Genomic DNA, 14,180 nt, shown 5'->3' with positions numbered 1-14,180 from the left:
ACTATCAGAAGTATAAATCCTTTCCGATATATAAGTAGCCTTTTCCAGCAAAGGGCTGCTTTGTTATTTTTAGAATTAATTTCCACATATTTTAATTTTTTAGAAGGATAGCAGTGAAATTTCACGAATATCAAATTAAAAAGTAACCGGATTGATTCTTTACCAGATCCGTCAGGTTATAGCTGCGGAAGCCCCGATCAGTAAAAAGCTGTTACCAAATTAAGTGCATTCTGACGAACCAGATCAGTTTATCGAAGGAAGACTTGATGAAAGAAGTTTATAAGCTGCTTGGATTTATTGGTGGGCCGAAATGGAAGAACTAATTTTAATGTTCATAAAGATCCTGCAAAACAGGCTGCCAATTATTCTTATTTAATAAATCAATTAAGTTCAAGGGGAACAGTTTAAGGGCCTCCCATCCATGGTCGGCTCTGAAGCTGGGGGCATGGTCCATCGTCTAACAGCGAAGTTCCGTAACTTAGAATATATGAATGTGGTAAGACGCTACGGAACTTCGCGAAACGTTAAATGAAATTGGTCGTAAAGGCCGCGCCGTCCTGGCGCGGATTAAGTAAGTCAGTTTTTTGAGTCTTTTGAAAATAGATTAAGCTTTAGAAATTGAGGGATGTCCAAATGAGTTTAAATAAGCCTTATTTTAGAATTGTTAGACCTGGAAGCGAAGGATATTATGAAGACCCTAGATATGCGAATGATCGAATATCTTTATGTAGGGGTTATTATCTTATCATAAATGATTTGAAAAAAATATTTGAATATGTAGAACCAAGCGAAGAAAATTTAAATGTATATTCACATAGAATTTATGAATTATTCCTGAGAACTTCAACTGAATTTGAAGCTAACTGTAAAGGGATTTTGTTATCAAATGGCTATAACCAAAGAAATTTAAATATTATTGATTATTTTAATATAGAAAAGTGTTCAAAGCTTTCAGAATACAGTGTCAAGCTAGATATATGGAGGTCAGGTAAAAAGATTTTTGAACCATTTAAAGAATGGAAAAACGGATATTCATTAAAATGGTATCAGAAATACAACAATGTTAAACATGATCGACATAATAATTTCAAAGACGCTACTCTAGGAAATCTATTAGAATCTATGGCTGGTCTCCTGTGTATACTCTATTCTCAGTTTTCGTATAATGCATTTTTCACCTATAACGAGTGCATGATGTACCATTCAGATGATGAGGGTTATTCATTTGTAGATGACTCGCTATTTAGTATAAAAGAAGCTAATTCATGGGTGGATGATGAAAAGTACGATTTTAATTGGGTAGAGTTATCCAAGGAAGAAAACCCTTTTAACAAGTTCAATTTTAAATAAATTACCCATTGTTGAAATTGGGTCAATTTTTTGAATAATTGGTCGCAAGGGCCGCGCCGTCCGCGGACAGTTAAGGTTTATAGTAGCGTTTTAATCATTTTAGATAAGCTAGAATCATTAAAGAGGGTAGGATAGATGAGAGATAAAAAAATGTTAAAATCCCCTTGGACTATTAGTATAGGGACTTCTATTTTCAGTTTACTTCTTACAATCGGATATGACTATTTTAAAAACAGACCTATCTTTAGTACAATTTATCAAATTATTAAGGCAATTTGGAACTTCGTGCTTCATGTTTTGAATTTAGAGCTTAAAGTATGGTGGGTAATTCTAGGCATATTTTTTATATTTTTAGTTATCTACTTAATTGCTAAGTTTAGGCAGGAAGAATCTATTAAACCAGACTTTTGTAGCTATAGAGAAGGAAAATTTAAGAAATGGAAATGGACTTGGGACTGGAAGTGGCATTCTTATAAAAACGCTTGGGTTATATCAGAATTAACTGCTCTTTGTCCAAACTGTGATACACCAATGATACAATATTCAAATGTTTACGAGCTAGGCTTCGTGTGCCCAAGATGTGATTACAGAGCAAGGGACAGTGAGTGTGATGAACCAGTCAAGATTGAAAGAATAATACTTGACAATATTGATCGGGAAAGAAGAAATAAAAGCACGCAAAACAAAGTATGATTTTGGATGATTGTTAATAAAGGATTTGAGGGGCGGTCGTCCATGACCACTCTGAACAGAAAGGCGACCAACTTCATTTTAACAGAGTATTGCCAAAACTTTGCCAAAATGAAAGTAGTTGGGACGCTTCGGCAATACTCGGAACGTAGTTAATGAAATTGGTCACAAAGGCCGGGCCGTCCAGGCACGGGGTAAGAATTTAATTCTGAATTATAGAAATAAAAGTGAGGAATAGATTTGTGGATTCGAAAATTAGTGGTGATCTAATAAAGGAATTTTATCGGCTTACTAATATAGTTGTACGTGATGGAATTAATAAAGCATTAGAATATAAATTATCAAAGAAATATATAAGTACTTATTATAAATTTCCTAAGAAAAATACAGATTTCCCCAATGGTATGCCTCACTTTTCTAGCGCGATTTTTACAGAAGGCCCAGCAGACTATAAGTCGATCTTTACTTCATCCACTGACGATATAAATAAAATACAATATAACACATTATCAAATTACGAAGAACTAAAAATGTTTTTACTTAATAATACTGACATCGCTTTTAAAATAGATTTAACAATTAAAGATAAAGAAGAAAATGTTTTTCAGTTAAAAGATTATTTGTTTAATTCGTTTTTAGGAAGCTTAATAGATAGATATTTACATATGTATAATAATGAAATTTTTGATGAGAAAGAATTTGAAGAAATGTTCGTAGAAAAATGTATAAGATATTTCGAAGAAAAGCTAAGTGTAGATATAGCTGTTCCAATTCTAATGTTGAATTTTGAGATTGATAATTATCAAATAAACAAAAATGTTTCAATTGTTAAAATGAATGATGAATTTCAGTTAGCAAGAATAGATGTTAATTCCTATGGTTCTGGAGTACATGATACTGTTCTAGGTTGTGCAACTCATATGGTAGTATTTAAGAATTATGAAATTAAAAATGAGTCTTTTGAATCATTTTATAATACAATACACGAAGAAAGTGCTTATCCAAATGATTTAATTAATCACTTTTTTGCTTCGTTAAGGTTAGCAACGGGTTTTGATACAGGATATGCCCAATTACTTTGCATCCCCAAAAACTGGGCTGATAGATATACTGCATTTCTGCCTCCTGTTTATGGTACCTCTGTAAGGGCTTATCCTCAATATTTTGATAAATATGGTTGGCTGAAACAAACACATTGTTTAACAGCTGAACAATTAAAATTAATTGCTAATGCGTTTAATAAAATTTTAAGCAATGATAAAAATAAGCTTCAAATTGCAATCAATCGGTTTAATAGATGTTATTTGCGGGATAATCAAGAAGATTCAATTTTGGACGCAATAATTGCATTAGAAATATTATTATCAGATGATGATAAGGGCGAATTAACATATAAAATTACATCCCGTATGGCTGCAATAGTATCAATAGGTAATTATGGTGAATACACTCCATTGGACATACATAAATCTATGTCCAAAATATATAAATATCGATCCGATATTGTTCATGGTAGAGTACCGAAAAAGGCTAATGAATTAATTGCATTAGAAAAATCATCTATTCCAGTTATTGAACTAGCTATTGATTATCTAAGAATAGTGATTAAAACATTATTAGAACACACTGAGTATTTTGATATAAAACAAATTGATTATTACATAGTTCAGTCTTTAGGACAAAAATAAGAATAACTTGTGGGGATTTAGGAGTCGCCGTCCGTGGCGACTCCTGAATATGGGGGCGACCAACTTCACTTAAACAGAGTATTGCCAACACTTTGTAAAGATTCATGTGAATGGGACGCGTCGGCAATACTCAGGACGTTATATAAAATCGCGCGCACGACCGCCGCGTCCTGCGGCGAAAGAATTCTTTTTATAGGACTTATGAAAGGGAAAATACAGTGGGTTGTTTAGAATTAAAATGCATTAAAGACTATAAGATGAAATGCTTCGCAGTTTGTACTATACTATAAAGAAGATTACCAATAAGGCTCGTTCCAACTGAAAAGTATATGACTTTTATACTTGGGGGGTATATCCGCTGGATATCTACATGACCACACTTCTGGAAAAATTAAATGCATTTAATCCAAAACTCTATAAATCCGCCAATGGGCTATCTGCGATCCGGACCTTGAAACTCATAGAGACTGGAAAGCAGACCTTTGAACCCGATGTTCTGTATATGAGTACTAACGCTAACCTTGAAACTTTTGCCAACCATGGCGGAACTCATCTTATTTTGATAACGGATGAGGCTTTACCAGATTACTTCGAAAAGAATCCACCCTTTAACCTATTGAAAATTGAGGGAGAAATTAATTTTAATGCAGTGTTTAATACGATACAGGATATCTTCAACAATAAAACCAAACACTCCCTTGATTCCGAAATTTTACTAGATTCTCTCGCTCAGGGGCAGGGAATACAACATATCATCGATATGGCATTTCCATTAATAGGAAACCCGATGATGGTATTAGATAAAAGTTTTAAGCTGCTTGCTTATACAAAAAATATTACGGTTAATGATCCTATGTGGACTGAACTGACGACAAAAGGTTTTTTTTCTTACGAAACGGTTTCTTTGATGAGACACAAAAGAGCTTTGGAAAAAGTGAACAACAGCAAACTTCCGGTGTTGTTCTTATCTAAAGAAAAAATTAAGGATGACCATTCCAATGGTAATTATTCAGTATTTCCTTTACTATCGGAACCCTCTGTTTCCCAAGTACTGTCAAGTATCAATATTAAAGGAAAAACTGTCGGCAGAGTTGTAATCATGGAAGTATTACAACCGATTAAGGATGAAGATATCGATCTTCTTACACTTTTATGCAAAGTCATTTCCTCTGAAATGCAGAAAAACAAATTTCTGATTAACTCAAAAGGGATTATGTACGAATATTTTTTAGCTGACTTGCTAAGTAAAAAGATAAAGGACTCAAAAGTAATCAATGAAAGATTAATGTATCTAGATTGTAATTTCAAAAAAAACTTATGTATTCTTACGATAAGGCCCTCTCAATTTGACCTTGCAAATATTCCCCTTTCCTACATTAGAGATATGGTGGGAAGTCTGATTAGTTTCAGCAAACCGATCATTTATGAGGATAACGTCGTGATCCTGATTAGCAGGAGTATCGATACTCCCTTTCACGAAATTGATTTTGAGTATATGTTTGGGTTCCTTAATGAAAATAACCTGCATGCCGGGTTAAGTCGCACTTTTCAAGACCTCACTGAAACCTATAAGTTTTACCAACAATCCCTTACAGCAATGGATATCGGCGTAAAATCTTCTCAAGAAAAGGTTTTCTTTGAATATGAAAAATATTTAATAAATTATGTGATTGAGTTATGCTCATCTTACACCGACTTAAAAGATTTATGTCATCCATCCCTCCTAACCCTTATAGATTACGACCAGAAAAATAAAACTAATTTCACCCAAACACTCTATACTTTTATTGAAAATTCAAAGAAACTAATTGAAACCGCAAACATTTTACATATTCACCGTAACACAATGAGCCTTCGTATTGAAAAAATACAAGAAATCATGGAAGTGGATCTAGATGACATTAATTTTTTACTTCACCTGCAGTTTTCTTTTAAAGTTTTAGACTACATAAACAAATTGAATCTAAATAACGACTAAAATAAACAAAAGCGCTAGACAATATTGCTTGTCTAGCGCTTTGACGTACATAATTAATCTCCATTATCATTAATTCTTAGGGCTACATCCAGTAATGCCATACCCCCCAGAGGCTTAAACAACCAACTGCAGATCCTACAAAGAGAAGCATTGCCCCTCTTGCCCTTGCAACCTTGTGCTTTCCCACAGCATTAATGTAAACGAAGGACGTTCCCATTATGATGCAGGCATAAATCAAATAAACCAGCACCCAGCCGTACCAAGTCATAACCTTTCCGCTGGCAGAAGTGAGACTATTAACTCCGATTTCAATTAAAACTGATAAGGCCCCGACAAAAAAAGAGTAAATCATTCCGACCATACGCTCAGCTCCTTTGCTTTGTAATCTAGCGATCTAAACATTAAAATAGTTCCGGCCATTCTAGCCACCACTTATTTTCTTCTATGACTTCGGTACCGTAACCAAAGAAATCATCCATATTTTTTAATAGCCTTGCAGCTAATTGCGACTTCGAAGCAGCGGCTACTCCAACCGAGTGGAACCAGCTTTCTTCCTTATTGTTCCACGGACAAACTTTCATACAACGCCCGCACATCGCACCATTCTTATTACTAACCCGGAATGTCGTGCATTTTTGGACATTGGTATTCCATTTTTCATAGCCATTATGAATGATAGGTTGATCATCATGACTAATAGCTCCCGAAGGGCATTCATCTGCACATTTTTTACACGTGACACAGAATTCCCGGGCACCAAAAGATATGGGCTTATCGGGTTCCATAGGCATATCCGTCGTTACAGCGGCCGACTTGAAACGGAAACCCAGGCGCGGATGAGCAACACATTCACCGGTACGCGTCATTTCAGCCAGACCGCACGCTACCATTACCGGCGGTATTATCAGCTCATAATTTCCACAATGATGCGCTCTTGCTGAATATCCAAGATTACGAATATAAGCTGCAATACAACAAGCAATCATACCCGAATTCAAATATGCCATATAGCTTTGGGTTGAACTAATTCCGTCAAAGCCCGTTGAACTCGTTATGGTAGGCAAGCTCTGGTCTACGATGATGCCTATGGCGTATTTATGCGTATTTGTTATCGGAGTCGTTTTCGAAGCATCATAGGGTCCTTGGCCTACTTGAGGACCTTTCTCCGAATAGAAAGCGTGAGGCGGCATCAGCCCAACACCAACTTCTGACGCGCCAAGAAACATCCCGAGATCTTTAATATGGGTCGCCAGCAAATCCTTCGGCGGCAAAGGAAGTTTCTCCGCTCTTACCGGCCCGTCTACAAAATTGGGCGCACCGATGGCATGCGACATGGTGAATAGGGCAGCCATTAACGGATGCTTGCCACCAAGTTTAACTATAGCCTTTATTACCTGCTCACCATAAATACCGCGGGCAGCTTTATGAAACCCTTGATCCGTTTCACTGATCCTTTCAATGGGCCCAACAATTTTTGTTGAACTTAACTGTGTCGCATTTTCAGGGTTATACGCATGCCGTTTGACAAAGACAGCACCGTGGTCTGAGGCCTTGAGAACTGTTTTTTTATTGGATTTCTGAAGGGCGGCTTTGCTATACCTTACGTTCGTGACCGACGGCTTTAAGGTTTTATCTGCCGTATTGGGTGCAGTTTTGCTTTTCTGAATCTCCTGTTGATCTTGTCTTTTTTGGTTTTCTTCATTCATTTCTTTTCACCTCGTATATAATTTGATTATTAATGATTTTGAATTGTAATTGATGAAATTTGTTTTAAATTAATAAATGACCACCCCCAACTAAGAATTACAGTTTTTGTACAATTGATTGAATATGATTGGGGACAAAATACAACTACAAATAGCTAATAAAATAATTGTTCCGCTTAAACTGGCGTCAATCAGTCCATAGTTTAAACCAACTGCACTAATGGCAATGACTAAACTTAATCTTGAAGAGAGGAGAGCTTCTGCTGCTAGGGCTTTTCTCCATGAGAAAACTTTTTGTAAAATTACGGCTGGAATAAAACGTACTAAATAGACCGACAATAATAAAATGGGCAGAAGGTATATATTTTCAGGTTTACGGATAATGTCAGTAATATTTAAGTTAATACCAACAACGACGAAAAAAAATGGTGTAAAAATTCCATACCCTATAGAATCTAATTTGGAATATATCGGTGAAGTTTCCCGGTCATTAAGAAGAGAAACTATCAAGCCGGCCATAAAAGCAGCTAGGATGATTTCTGTTTTTAAGGTCTGCGCTAGCAAAATGAATAAAATTAAAAGGGCAAAGGCTCCTCTGATTTTAATTTGAGCGTTTTTTCCGGCAAGCTTTTCAACAGCAGGAAAATTCATCGCTTTTTGTCCCAACTTCCAGAGGACAAAGAAGGCGGGGACTAACAGGATAATTAAAAATATTTCTGAAACCGAGTCTGAGGTTATCGATGTTATATATAACGACAATAGAACCATGGTTATAATATCAGCAAACATTGCCCCTAGAAGTATGACCTGTCCGTAAGCTGAAGATAATAGATCGCGTTCTTTTAATATTGGAACGACAACTCCTACTGATGTGGTGGAAAGGACGAGACCGATAATGATATAATTGGATATTAAACCTGCTTGTTTGAGCACAAAAGCCAATCCAAATGATAGGACCATTGTGCTAAGAGCCACAGTTAAAGCTAAAATTGCAGGTCTCTCATAAGTTCTTGAACTTTGATGCCGAGTAGATGATATTAAGTTAAGGTTTATTTCCACACCTGCCAGGAACATAAGAAACACAAAACCCAGATTATAAAGAAAATTAATATTGTCCGTAGTATCAAATAAGTTAAATCCGCTTTTTCCAAGAATCATGCCTGCAATAATTTCTCCGACAACGATCGGAATGGTGATTATTTTTACTTTGTTTAAAATCAGAGGAACGATGACCGCGGTAATAGCGATAATTAACAGCGGTAAATAACTGATTTCATTTGACATATCTTACTAAGCATTCCCTCCTTGTTCTAAATTTTGATTATTCTAAGGGCTAACGAATGAATACTACTAATTAAATTCAAGGGCGGTTTTGATACTATTTTCCTGGTTCTTCACAGATCATAGCCTTCATTTATCAGGGTTTCCGGCGTAATACAGGCAGGTGCAAGTATATTTGCAGTAACCCCTCAATGATAATGGCATAAATTGATTTTCTCAGATACGGCAGATAAAAGAGACGCTAGACTTACATAAATCGCCTAGTGTACTAAACCATCGATATTCTTCAATAATTTTGCTGAAGCTTACGCAGGCATAAATAAAATGCAGCACCAGCTGAACCAGGCTACGATCTTTCCGCTTATATAAACTTTTTCATTGATAATTTAATCATAAAATATCAAGTTAAGATATATGCGCGATGCTATTAATCCTCATTTATTTTAGTGCATCAAGCACTATATATATTTTTTTAATCGATAGAAATTTTAGTATTTTAAACAAAAAAAGACACCAACTACAATTAAATAATCGGTGTCAGAGATTTTTGTTTTTTAAAGGTTTATATTATTTACAAACCTTCACCGTAAATTTCTATGAAACGCACACAATTTTTCTTGTCGAAATTCACTGCCATCATAGATTTTGGGGTTTTTACCGTTAAATGATAACACTCATCATACATTCTAAATTCCAATTTCGCATAGGACATTTCCATATGATCCCCGCCATAGATATTTTGATAAGCCCATTTACGCAACGTTTTATCATTTCCAGGGAATTTATTCAGCACATCTTCAATCTTATCTCCGACCTTGATTCCTCTAGGAAAGACTTCCTTCGAAGATACAGACAAGTTTAGATTCTTCAAGCGGTAGACACCGTCACTTTCATAAAAGCCGTAAAGGACACCGTTCTTTTTAAAAGATTTCACTCCAGGGGCGTTATCAAAAAACTCATCATAGCCACCAAGAATTCCGAGTACCTCTTCATAGCTCATCTCTAGACGAACACCTCCGGTAAATACTAATTCGTCATCAGTAAAGTATTTACTTGGGTCATAAGGAACGGTCGCTATATCCTCACTAGGAGCCGACGAGCTATTTGAATGCAAATTATTTTGAGGACTTTCAACAGCATTTGTCCTCGGCGTTTGTGGAGTTTCCGAAAGTGATTCCTGTTGTGTCAGCGCAGACGACGTTTCAGATGCATTATTACTACATCCCGTCTGCATAACTACCAAAAAAACTGCCATACAGATAATTACTATCAATTTTTGCATATCTGTACTCCTCTTGAAATTTTATACAAAGAAGCTATCCTCCAGAATAATCCGCGCATGGAGGCGCGGCCATGCGTACGGTTTCGTATAACGTCCCGCCATTCCCGCCGCGCCCTTATACATACATCATCTTCCAAGTGGCGGGAACCGGCTGTTCTACGACGTATCGTGCCCCCAGACTCAGCAGCGACACGGACCGCGCTGCCTTAAATGTTTATAAACAGTTAGACAAAAAAATATGAGTATTATTATTTTCTAAGAGGGCTTACCTCATCTATGAAAAAAATAGCATCTGCTTGCTTGGTTATTGCTGTTCTATATTCAGCGTTATATATACCAACTATATCTAAACTTTTTTCAAACAAACGCGGCCCTGCCGTAGGTATAAGAAAATTTGACCCTATTTTCGCCAGAATAGCATTCAAAGTGTCAGGCCTGCTCACATACTTGCTATTCAGATTAACATATGGCTGTGAACTACTTCCTTGATTAAACAATTGCCATATGGAAAAGACCTGGCCCGGCAGCAATTGGTTAATATAGGTGCCGACAGACGGAACATGCCCGCCACCCGGAGGTGCTGCCCCTCCATTTTTTATGGCAGAAATGTCTTTGGAAAGATGTCTGTTGTGCCCCATTAATACAAGTTTGTCACTGGGTTTCATCATGGATAAAACAAATTTTACATGGCGATGTATTGCTTTTTCACGTGCTGCCATTGCTAAATTAAGTTGTTTATAAGTATCTGCCGAGTTTGCGATAAGATTAAATTTAAAGCTGTCAAGCAAAGTTAAAACATGTTCATAAAGCAGGTTATATTGTTTTTCGTCTAGAAATTTTTTTAAATTTAATTCTAGTTCTTTTATTGTAGCTAATACCATCTTCAAACGGCTTATCTCATCATTAATTGTTTCACCCGGTATCCGGTTAAGCATTTCTAATATTTTCACCACAGCTGTTTTATGTTTATAAGGGCTTAACAGTATTTCTGCATCTTCATATCCACCGCCTGCAACTGCGTCAATATCAAAGCCAAAAAAGTGGATTCTATCCGAATCTTTTTCTTTTTAAAGTTAATTTCTTTTAATGTTTTCGTTAGGAATAATTGCTCACTTTTAAACTCTGCTAAAGGGTAATTGTCGCTAGAACTTTTGAGTATGCCTTGGGGCTTATCTTCACGGTCCGTCCTAAGTGCTCCCGTATATCCGTAAGTTGCAATTTTTTCAAGATATGATTCTTGTCCATTATCTATATACTTACCAATCCGAATGCCATCAGACCAGCCGATTTCTTCCCCTATATAATTCCATCCTCGGGAAATTAGATAACGGAGCATAATTATTCGATAAACAGTTTTTTCATGAATCCAGTGATCTTCCTCCCCTAAATATACCACCCTTTTATTTTCTAACAGTTTATCAAGCTTATTGAGTTTATTTATATCATAATTAATACTGTCTAATGGTTCAATGATATTGGCATTCTGCTTTGACCATGATAAAAGTTCCAAAATTTGCTTTTGACTTGGTTTATTTCGCAGTTGTAATAAGCGATTTATAATACTCATTTACAGTTCAATCCTCTAAAATAAATTTGCTTCTTATATTTTAAAGTAATTTACTCTTCTCTAATTATAATTTACTATTTCCTCGAAAAATTTTCTTAAATTGTTCTGCCGCACCAGGACGGCGCGGTCTTTGCACGATATGTCGTAGAACTACGGTATTCCCGAACTAGGTTCGGAAATACTTTGAAATTAGTTCTTCCATTTCAGCCCCCCAACAAATCCAAACAGCCTTATAAACTTCTTTCATCAAGTCTTCCTTCGATAAACTGATCTGGTTCGTCAGAAATGCACTTAATTTGGTAACAGTTACTTTTTAATTTGATATTCGTGAAATTTCACTGCTATCCTTCTAAAAAATTAAAATATGTGGAAATTAATTCTAAAAATAACAAAGCAGCCCTTTGCTGGAAGAGGCTGCTTATATTGAAGCGCAAGAAATTTAAAAACAGTTAATTCCTGAAACTGTGGATCGGTGCCGGGATTCTGCCGCCCCGGTTAATGAACTCTTCCGCGCTGTATGGATTGACCGCCATGATCGGTGCATAGCCCAGCAAACCGCCGAACTCGGCAGTATCGCCGACCCCTTTGCCATATACCGGAATCACGCGAACTGCGGTGGTTTTGTTATTGATGACGCCGATAGCGGCTTCGTCTGCGATCATGGCCGAGATCGTCGATTCCTTCGTATCTCCGGGTATCGCAATCATATCGAGTCCCACGGAGCAGACACTGGTCATCGCTTCGAGCTTGTCAAAGGTCAGTGCGCCGCATTTGGCCGCATTGATCATTCCTTCATCTTCGCTGACCGGGATAAACGCCCCGCTTAGTCCCCCTACGGAGGAGGAGGCCATGATGCCGCCTTTTTTGACAGCGTCATTCAACATGGCCAGCGCTGCCGTCGTGCCATGGGCCCCGCAGGCCTCTAGGCCCATTTCTTCCAGAATCCTGGCCACACTGTCTCCGATTTCCGGTGTTGGGGCTAGGGAAAGATCCAAAATACCAAACGGTACACCCAGTCTTTTGGATACTTCATTGCCGACGAGCTGGCCGGCCCGGGTAATTTTAAAGGCAGTCTTCTTGATATTCTCAGCTACTGCATGCAATGGTTCTCCCTTGACTTTTTCCATCGCACATTTAACGACGCCGGGACCGCTGACGCCGACATTGACAACGACTTCAGGTTCGCCAACCCCGTGGAAGGCACCTGCCATAAACGGATTGTCATCAACCGCATTCGCAAATACCACCAGCTTGGCACAACCCAGCGAATCTCTGTCCCTGGTCAAATAAGCCGTATCTTTAATGACTCTTCCCATCATCTTGACTGCATCCATGTTGATACCGGCTTTGGAATTGGCCACATTCACAGATGAACACACCCGTTCCGTTTCATTCAGAGCCTCAGGAATTGATTCGATTAAAATTCTGTCGCCTTTCGTAAAGCCTTTCTGCACCAGCGCAGAGAAGCCTCCGATAAAGTTAACGCCGACCTCCCGGGCTGCTTTGTCCAGCGTTCTCGCAAACTCGACATAGCTTTCGTCTTCACTCCCGGAAGCAATGATTGCCATTGGCGTAACGGAAATTCGTTTATTGATAATGGGAATGCCATATTCAGTTTCGATTTCATTGCCCACTTTGACAAGATTTTGTGCCAACCTGGTAATTTTATCATAAATTCTTTGGCGGGCCTTTTCTCCTGAGGAATCAATGCAATCGAGTAAAGAGATTCCCATCGTGATGGTCCGGATATCCAATTTTTCTTTCTCGATCATGCGGGTGGTTTCAAAAATATTTTTATAGAGATTCATTATTTACCTCCAAAAGACTTCCCCTGATTCTGGCTGGCAACTTGTTAACCCTTGTTAACTGTAAGTTAAATATGTTAAATGTTGTGCATGTAGTCAAAGATCTCTTCTCTTTGAATCTTCACCGACAATCCGATCTCTTTGCCGAAGGCATCAAGTTCTTCCTTCAAAACACTGAAATCGCATTTTATGTTGGAGAGATTGACCAGCATCATCATCGTGAAATAATCCTGCATGATGGTCTGACTGATATCCTCTACATTCACATTTCTCTCCATCAAGATCTTGGTAACGCCATAGATGATTCCGACTTTATCTTTCCCTATTACAGTGACAATTCCTTTCATTGTAACACCTCCGTTTGTTTCATTTTATTCTATCATTTCCTGATAACCAAAAGCAAAATAGCGCAGTCCTTCTCAAAGACCGGGCGCCTTCAATAAATAATAAAGAAATGGCCGAATAATAAGCGGGACCGACCATTTCTTAATCACCGTTTCTTAATCACCTTCAGATGTAAAAAGAATTATTCCCCGCCGCTTTCTCCTAACATGTTAAGAAGCGTCATCTGTTCTTCTTTTATTTTTGCCAATTCATCTGCAAAATTAAGCGCTGCCAGGATAGCTACCTGATGTGCCGGTAACCTCGGGAATTTCAACGCAATTTCTTCCATTCTTTTATCGACATCATGGGCGAGTTTTTTAATATATTGTTCAGATCCCTTGCCGCGAATAACATGAAGTTCTCCGAATATTAGAACCGATACTTTTTGTTCTTCCGGATTCACTGTCTTCACCCGCTCTCCTGTCTAGTACCTTGTTAACTTGCATCAT

General features: G+C 37.5%; 14 protein-coding genes. 5 read left to right on the top strand and 9 right to left on the bottom strand.

The window, feature by feature from the left end; genetic code table 11:
- Positions 1–633: 633 nt before the first annotated feature.
- The 4 genes from A7K50_RS13855 to A7K50_RS13835 all read left to right on the top strand — a co-directional run bounded on the left by A7K50_RS13855 (position 634) and on the right by A7K50_RS13835 (position 5,706).
- A complete protein-coding gene (locus tag A7K50_RS13855) occupies positions 634–1,350 on the top strand; it encodes a hypothetical protein (protein WP_119776962.1) in 717 nt (238 codons plus the stop codon).
- Positions 1,351–1,485: 135 nt separating this feature from the next.
- Positions 1,486–2,043: a hypothetical protein gene (locus tag A7K50_RS13850; protein WP_119776961.1), complete on the top strand. Its 558-nt coding sequence runs from the start codon at positions 1,486–1,488 to the stop codon at positions 2,041–2,043.
- A gap of 239 nt (positions 2,044–2,282) precedes the next feature.
- Complete coding sequence (locus A7K50_RS13845; RefSeq protein WP_119776959.1) at positions 2,283–3,728, top strand: HEPN domain-containing protein; 1,446 nt, start codon at positions 2,283–2,285, stop codon at positions 3,726–3,728.
- Positions 3,729–4,098: 370 nt separating this feature from the next.
- Entirely contained in the window at positions 4,099–5,706 is a 1,608-nt protein-coding gene (locus A7K50_RS13835) for a helix-turn-helix domain-containing protein (RefSeq protein ID WP_119776956.1), read from the top strand.
- A gap of 82 nt (positions 5,707–5,788) precedes the next feature.
- On the opposite strand, the gene A7K50_RS13830 is transcribed toward A7K50_RS13835, so the two are convergent.
- From A7K50_RS13830 to A7K50_RS13815, 4 genes are all read right to left on the bottom strand, one after another.
- Positions 5,789–6,067, bottom strand: coding sequence for a dehalogenase (locus tag A7K50_RS13830; protein WP_119776954.1), 279 nt, complete (start codon positions 6,065–6,067; stop codon positions 5,789–5,791).
- Between the two features lie 40 nt (positions 6,068–6,107).
- On the bottom strand, positions 6,108–7,412 hold the full coding sequence (locus tag A7K50_RS13825; RefSeq protein WP_119776953.1) for a reductive dehalogenase: 1,305 nt from the start codon (positions 7,410–7,412) through the stop codon (positions 6,108–6,110).
- Positions 7,413–7,502: 90 nt separating this feature from the next.
- A complete protein-coding gene (locus tag A7K50_RS13820) occupies positions 7,503–8,696 on the bottom strand; it encodes a cation:proton antiporter (RefSeq protein ID WP_119776951.1) in 1,194 nt (397 codons plus the stop codon).
- A 568-nt stretch (positions 8,697–9,264) separates the two neighbouring features.
- Positions 9,265–9,975, bottom strand: a complete 711-nt coding sequence (locus tag A7K50_RS13815; RefSeq protein ID WP_119776950.1) for a hypothetical protein — start codon at positions 9,973–9,975, stop codon at positions 9,265–9,267.
- A 71-nt stretch (positions 9,976–10,046) separates the two neighbouring features.
- Here A7K50_RS13815 and A7K50_RS14105 point away from each other — a divergent pair, with 71 nt between their 5' ends.
- Positions 10,047–10,217: a hypothetical protein gene (locus A7K50_RS14105; protein WP_158582071.1), complete on the top strand. Its 171-nt coding sequence runs from the start codon at positions 10,047–10,049 to the stop codon at positions 10,215–10,217.
- Between the two features lie 6 nt (positions 10,218–10,223).
- On the opposite strand, the gene A7K50_RS13810 is transcribed toward A7K50_RS14105, so the two are convergent.
- The 5 genes from A7K50_RS13810 to A7K50_RS13790 form a co-directional block, all read right to left on the bottom strand.
- Positions 10,224–10,928, bottom strand: a complete 705-nt coding sequence (locus A7K50_RS13810; protein ID WP_348980877.1) for an erythromycin esterase family protein — start codon at positions 10,926–10,928, stop codon at positions 10,224–10,226.
- 23 nt (positions 10,929–10,951) lie between these two features.
- Entirely contained in the window at positions 10,952–11,542 is a 591-nt protein-coding gene (locus tag A7K50_RS13805) for a hypothetical protein (RefSeq protein ID WP_119776946.1), read from the bottom strand.
- A 449-nt stretch (positions 11,543–11,991) separates the two neighbouring features.
- On the bottom strand, positions 11,992–13,350 hold the full coding sequence (locus A7K50_RS13800) for a PFL family protein (RefSeq protein WP_119776945.1): 1,359 nt from the start codon (positions 13,348–13,350) through the stop codon (positions 11,992–11,994).
- A 74-nt stretch (positions 13,351–13,424) separates the two neighbouring features.
- The gene (locus tag A7K50_RS13795) at positions 13,425–13,694 is read right to left on the bottom strand and encodes an ACT domain-containing protein (protein WP_020492886.1); all 270 of its coding nucleotides are present in this window, start codon (positions 13,692–13,694) and stop codon (positions 13,425–13,427) included.
- 179 nt (positions 13,695–13,873) lie between these two features.
- Entirely contained in the window at positions 13,874–14,143 is a 270-nt protein-coding gene (locus tag A7K50_RS13790; protein ID WP_119776943.1) for a cell division protein ZapA, read from the bottom strand.
- Between the last annotated feature and the right edge of the window lie 37 nt (positions 14,144–14,180).

The organism is Dehalobacter sp. MCB1, assembly GCF_003590275.1.
In the GTDB taxonomy this organism is placed as follows: Bacteria; Bacillota; Desulfitobacteriia; order Desulfitobacteriales; family Syntrophobotulaceae; genus Dehalobacter.
Note: the sequence above shows the minus strand (reverse complement) of the source record. Positions and strands in the feature narration are given on the sequence as shown.

Coding starts and splice junctions, on each gene's coding strand:
- A7K50_RS13855 (WP_119776962.1), top strand. CDS start 634: ATGAGTTTAAATAAGCCTTATTTTAGAATTGTTAGACCTGGAAGCGAA.
- A7K50_RS13850 (WP_119776961.1), top strand. CDS start 1,486: ATGAGAGATAAAAAAATGTTAAAATCCCCTTGGACTATTAGTATAGGG.
- A7K50_RS13835 (WP_119776956.1), top strand. CDS start 4,099: ATGACCACACTTCTGGAAAAATTAAATGCATTTAATCCAAAACTCTAT.
- A7K50_RS13830 (WP_119776954.1), bottom strand. CDS start 6,067: ATGGTCGGAATGATTTACTCTTTTTTTGTCGGGGCCTTATCAGTTTTA.
- A7K50_RS13825 (WP_119776953.1), bottom strand. CDS start 7,412: ATGAATGAAGAAAACCAAAAAAGACAAGATCAACAGGAGATTCAGAAA.
- A7K50_RS13820 (WP_119776951.1), bottom strand. CDS start 8,696: ATGTCAAATGAAATCAGTTATTTACCGCTGTTAATTATCGCTATTACC.
- A7K50_RS13815 (WP_119776950.1), bottom strand. CDS start 9,975: ATGCAAAAATTGATAGTAATTATCTGTATGGCAGTTTTTTTGGTAGTT.
- A7K50_RS14105 (WP_158582071.1), top strand. CDS start 10,047: ATGCGTACGGTTTCGTATAACGTCCCGCCATTCCCGCCGCGCCCTTAT.
- A7K50_RS13805 (WP_119776946.1), bottom strand. CDS start 11,542: ATGAGTATTATAAATCGCTTATTACAACTGCGAAATAAACCAAGTCAA.
- A7K50_RS13800 (WP_119776945.1), bottom strand. CDS start 13,350: ATGAATCTCTATAAAAATATTTTTGAAACCACCCGCATGATCGAGAAA.
- A7K50_RS13795 (WP_020492886.1), bottom strand. CDS start 13,694: ATGAAAGGAATTGTCACTGTAATAGGGAAAGATAAAGTCGGAATCATC.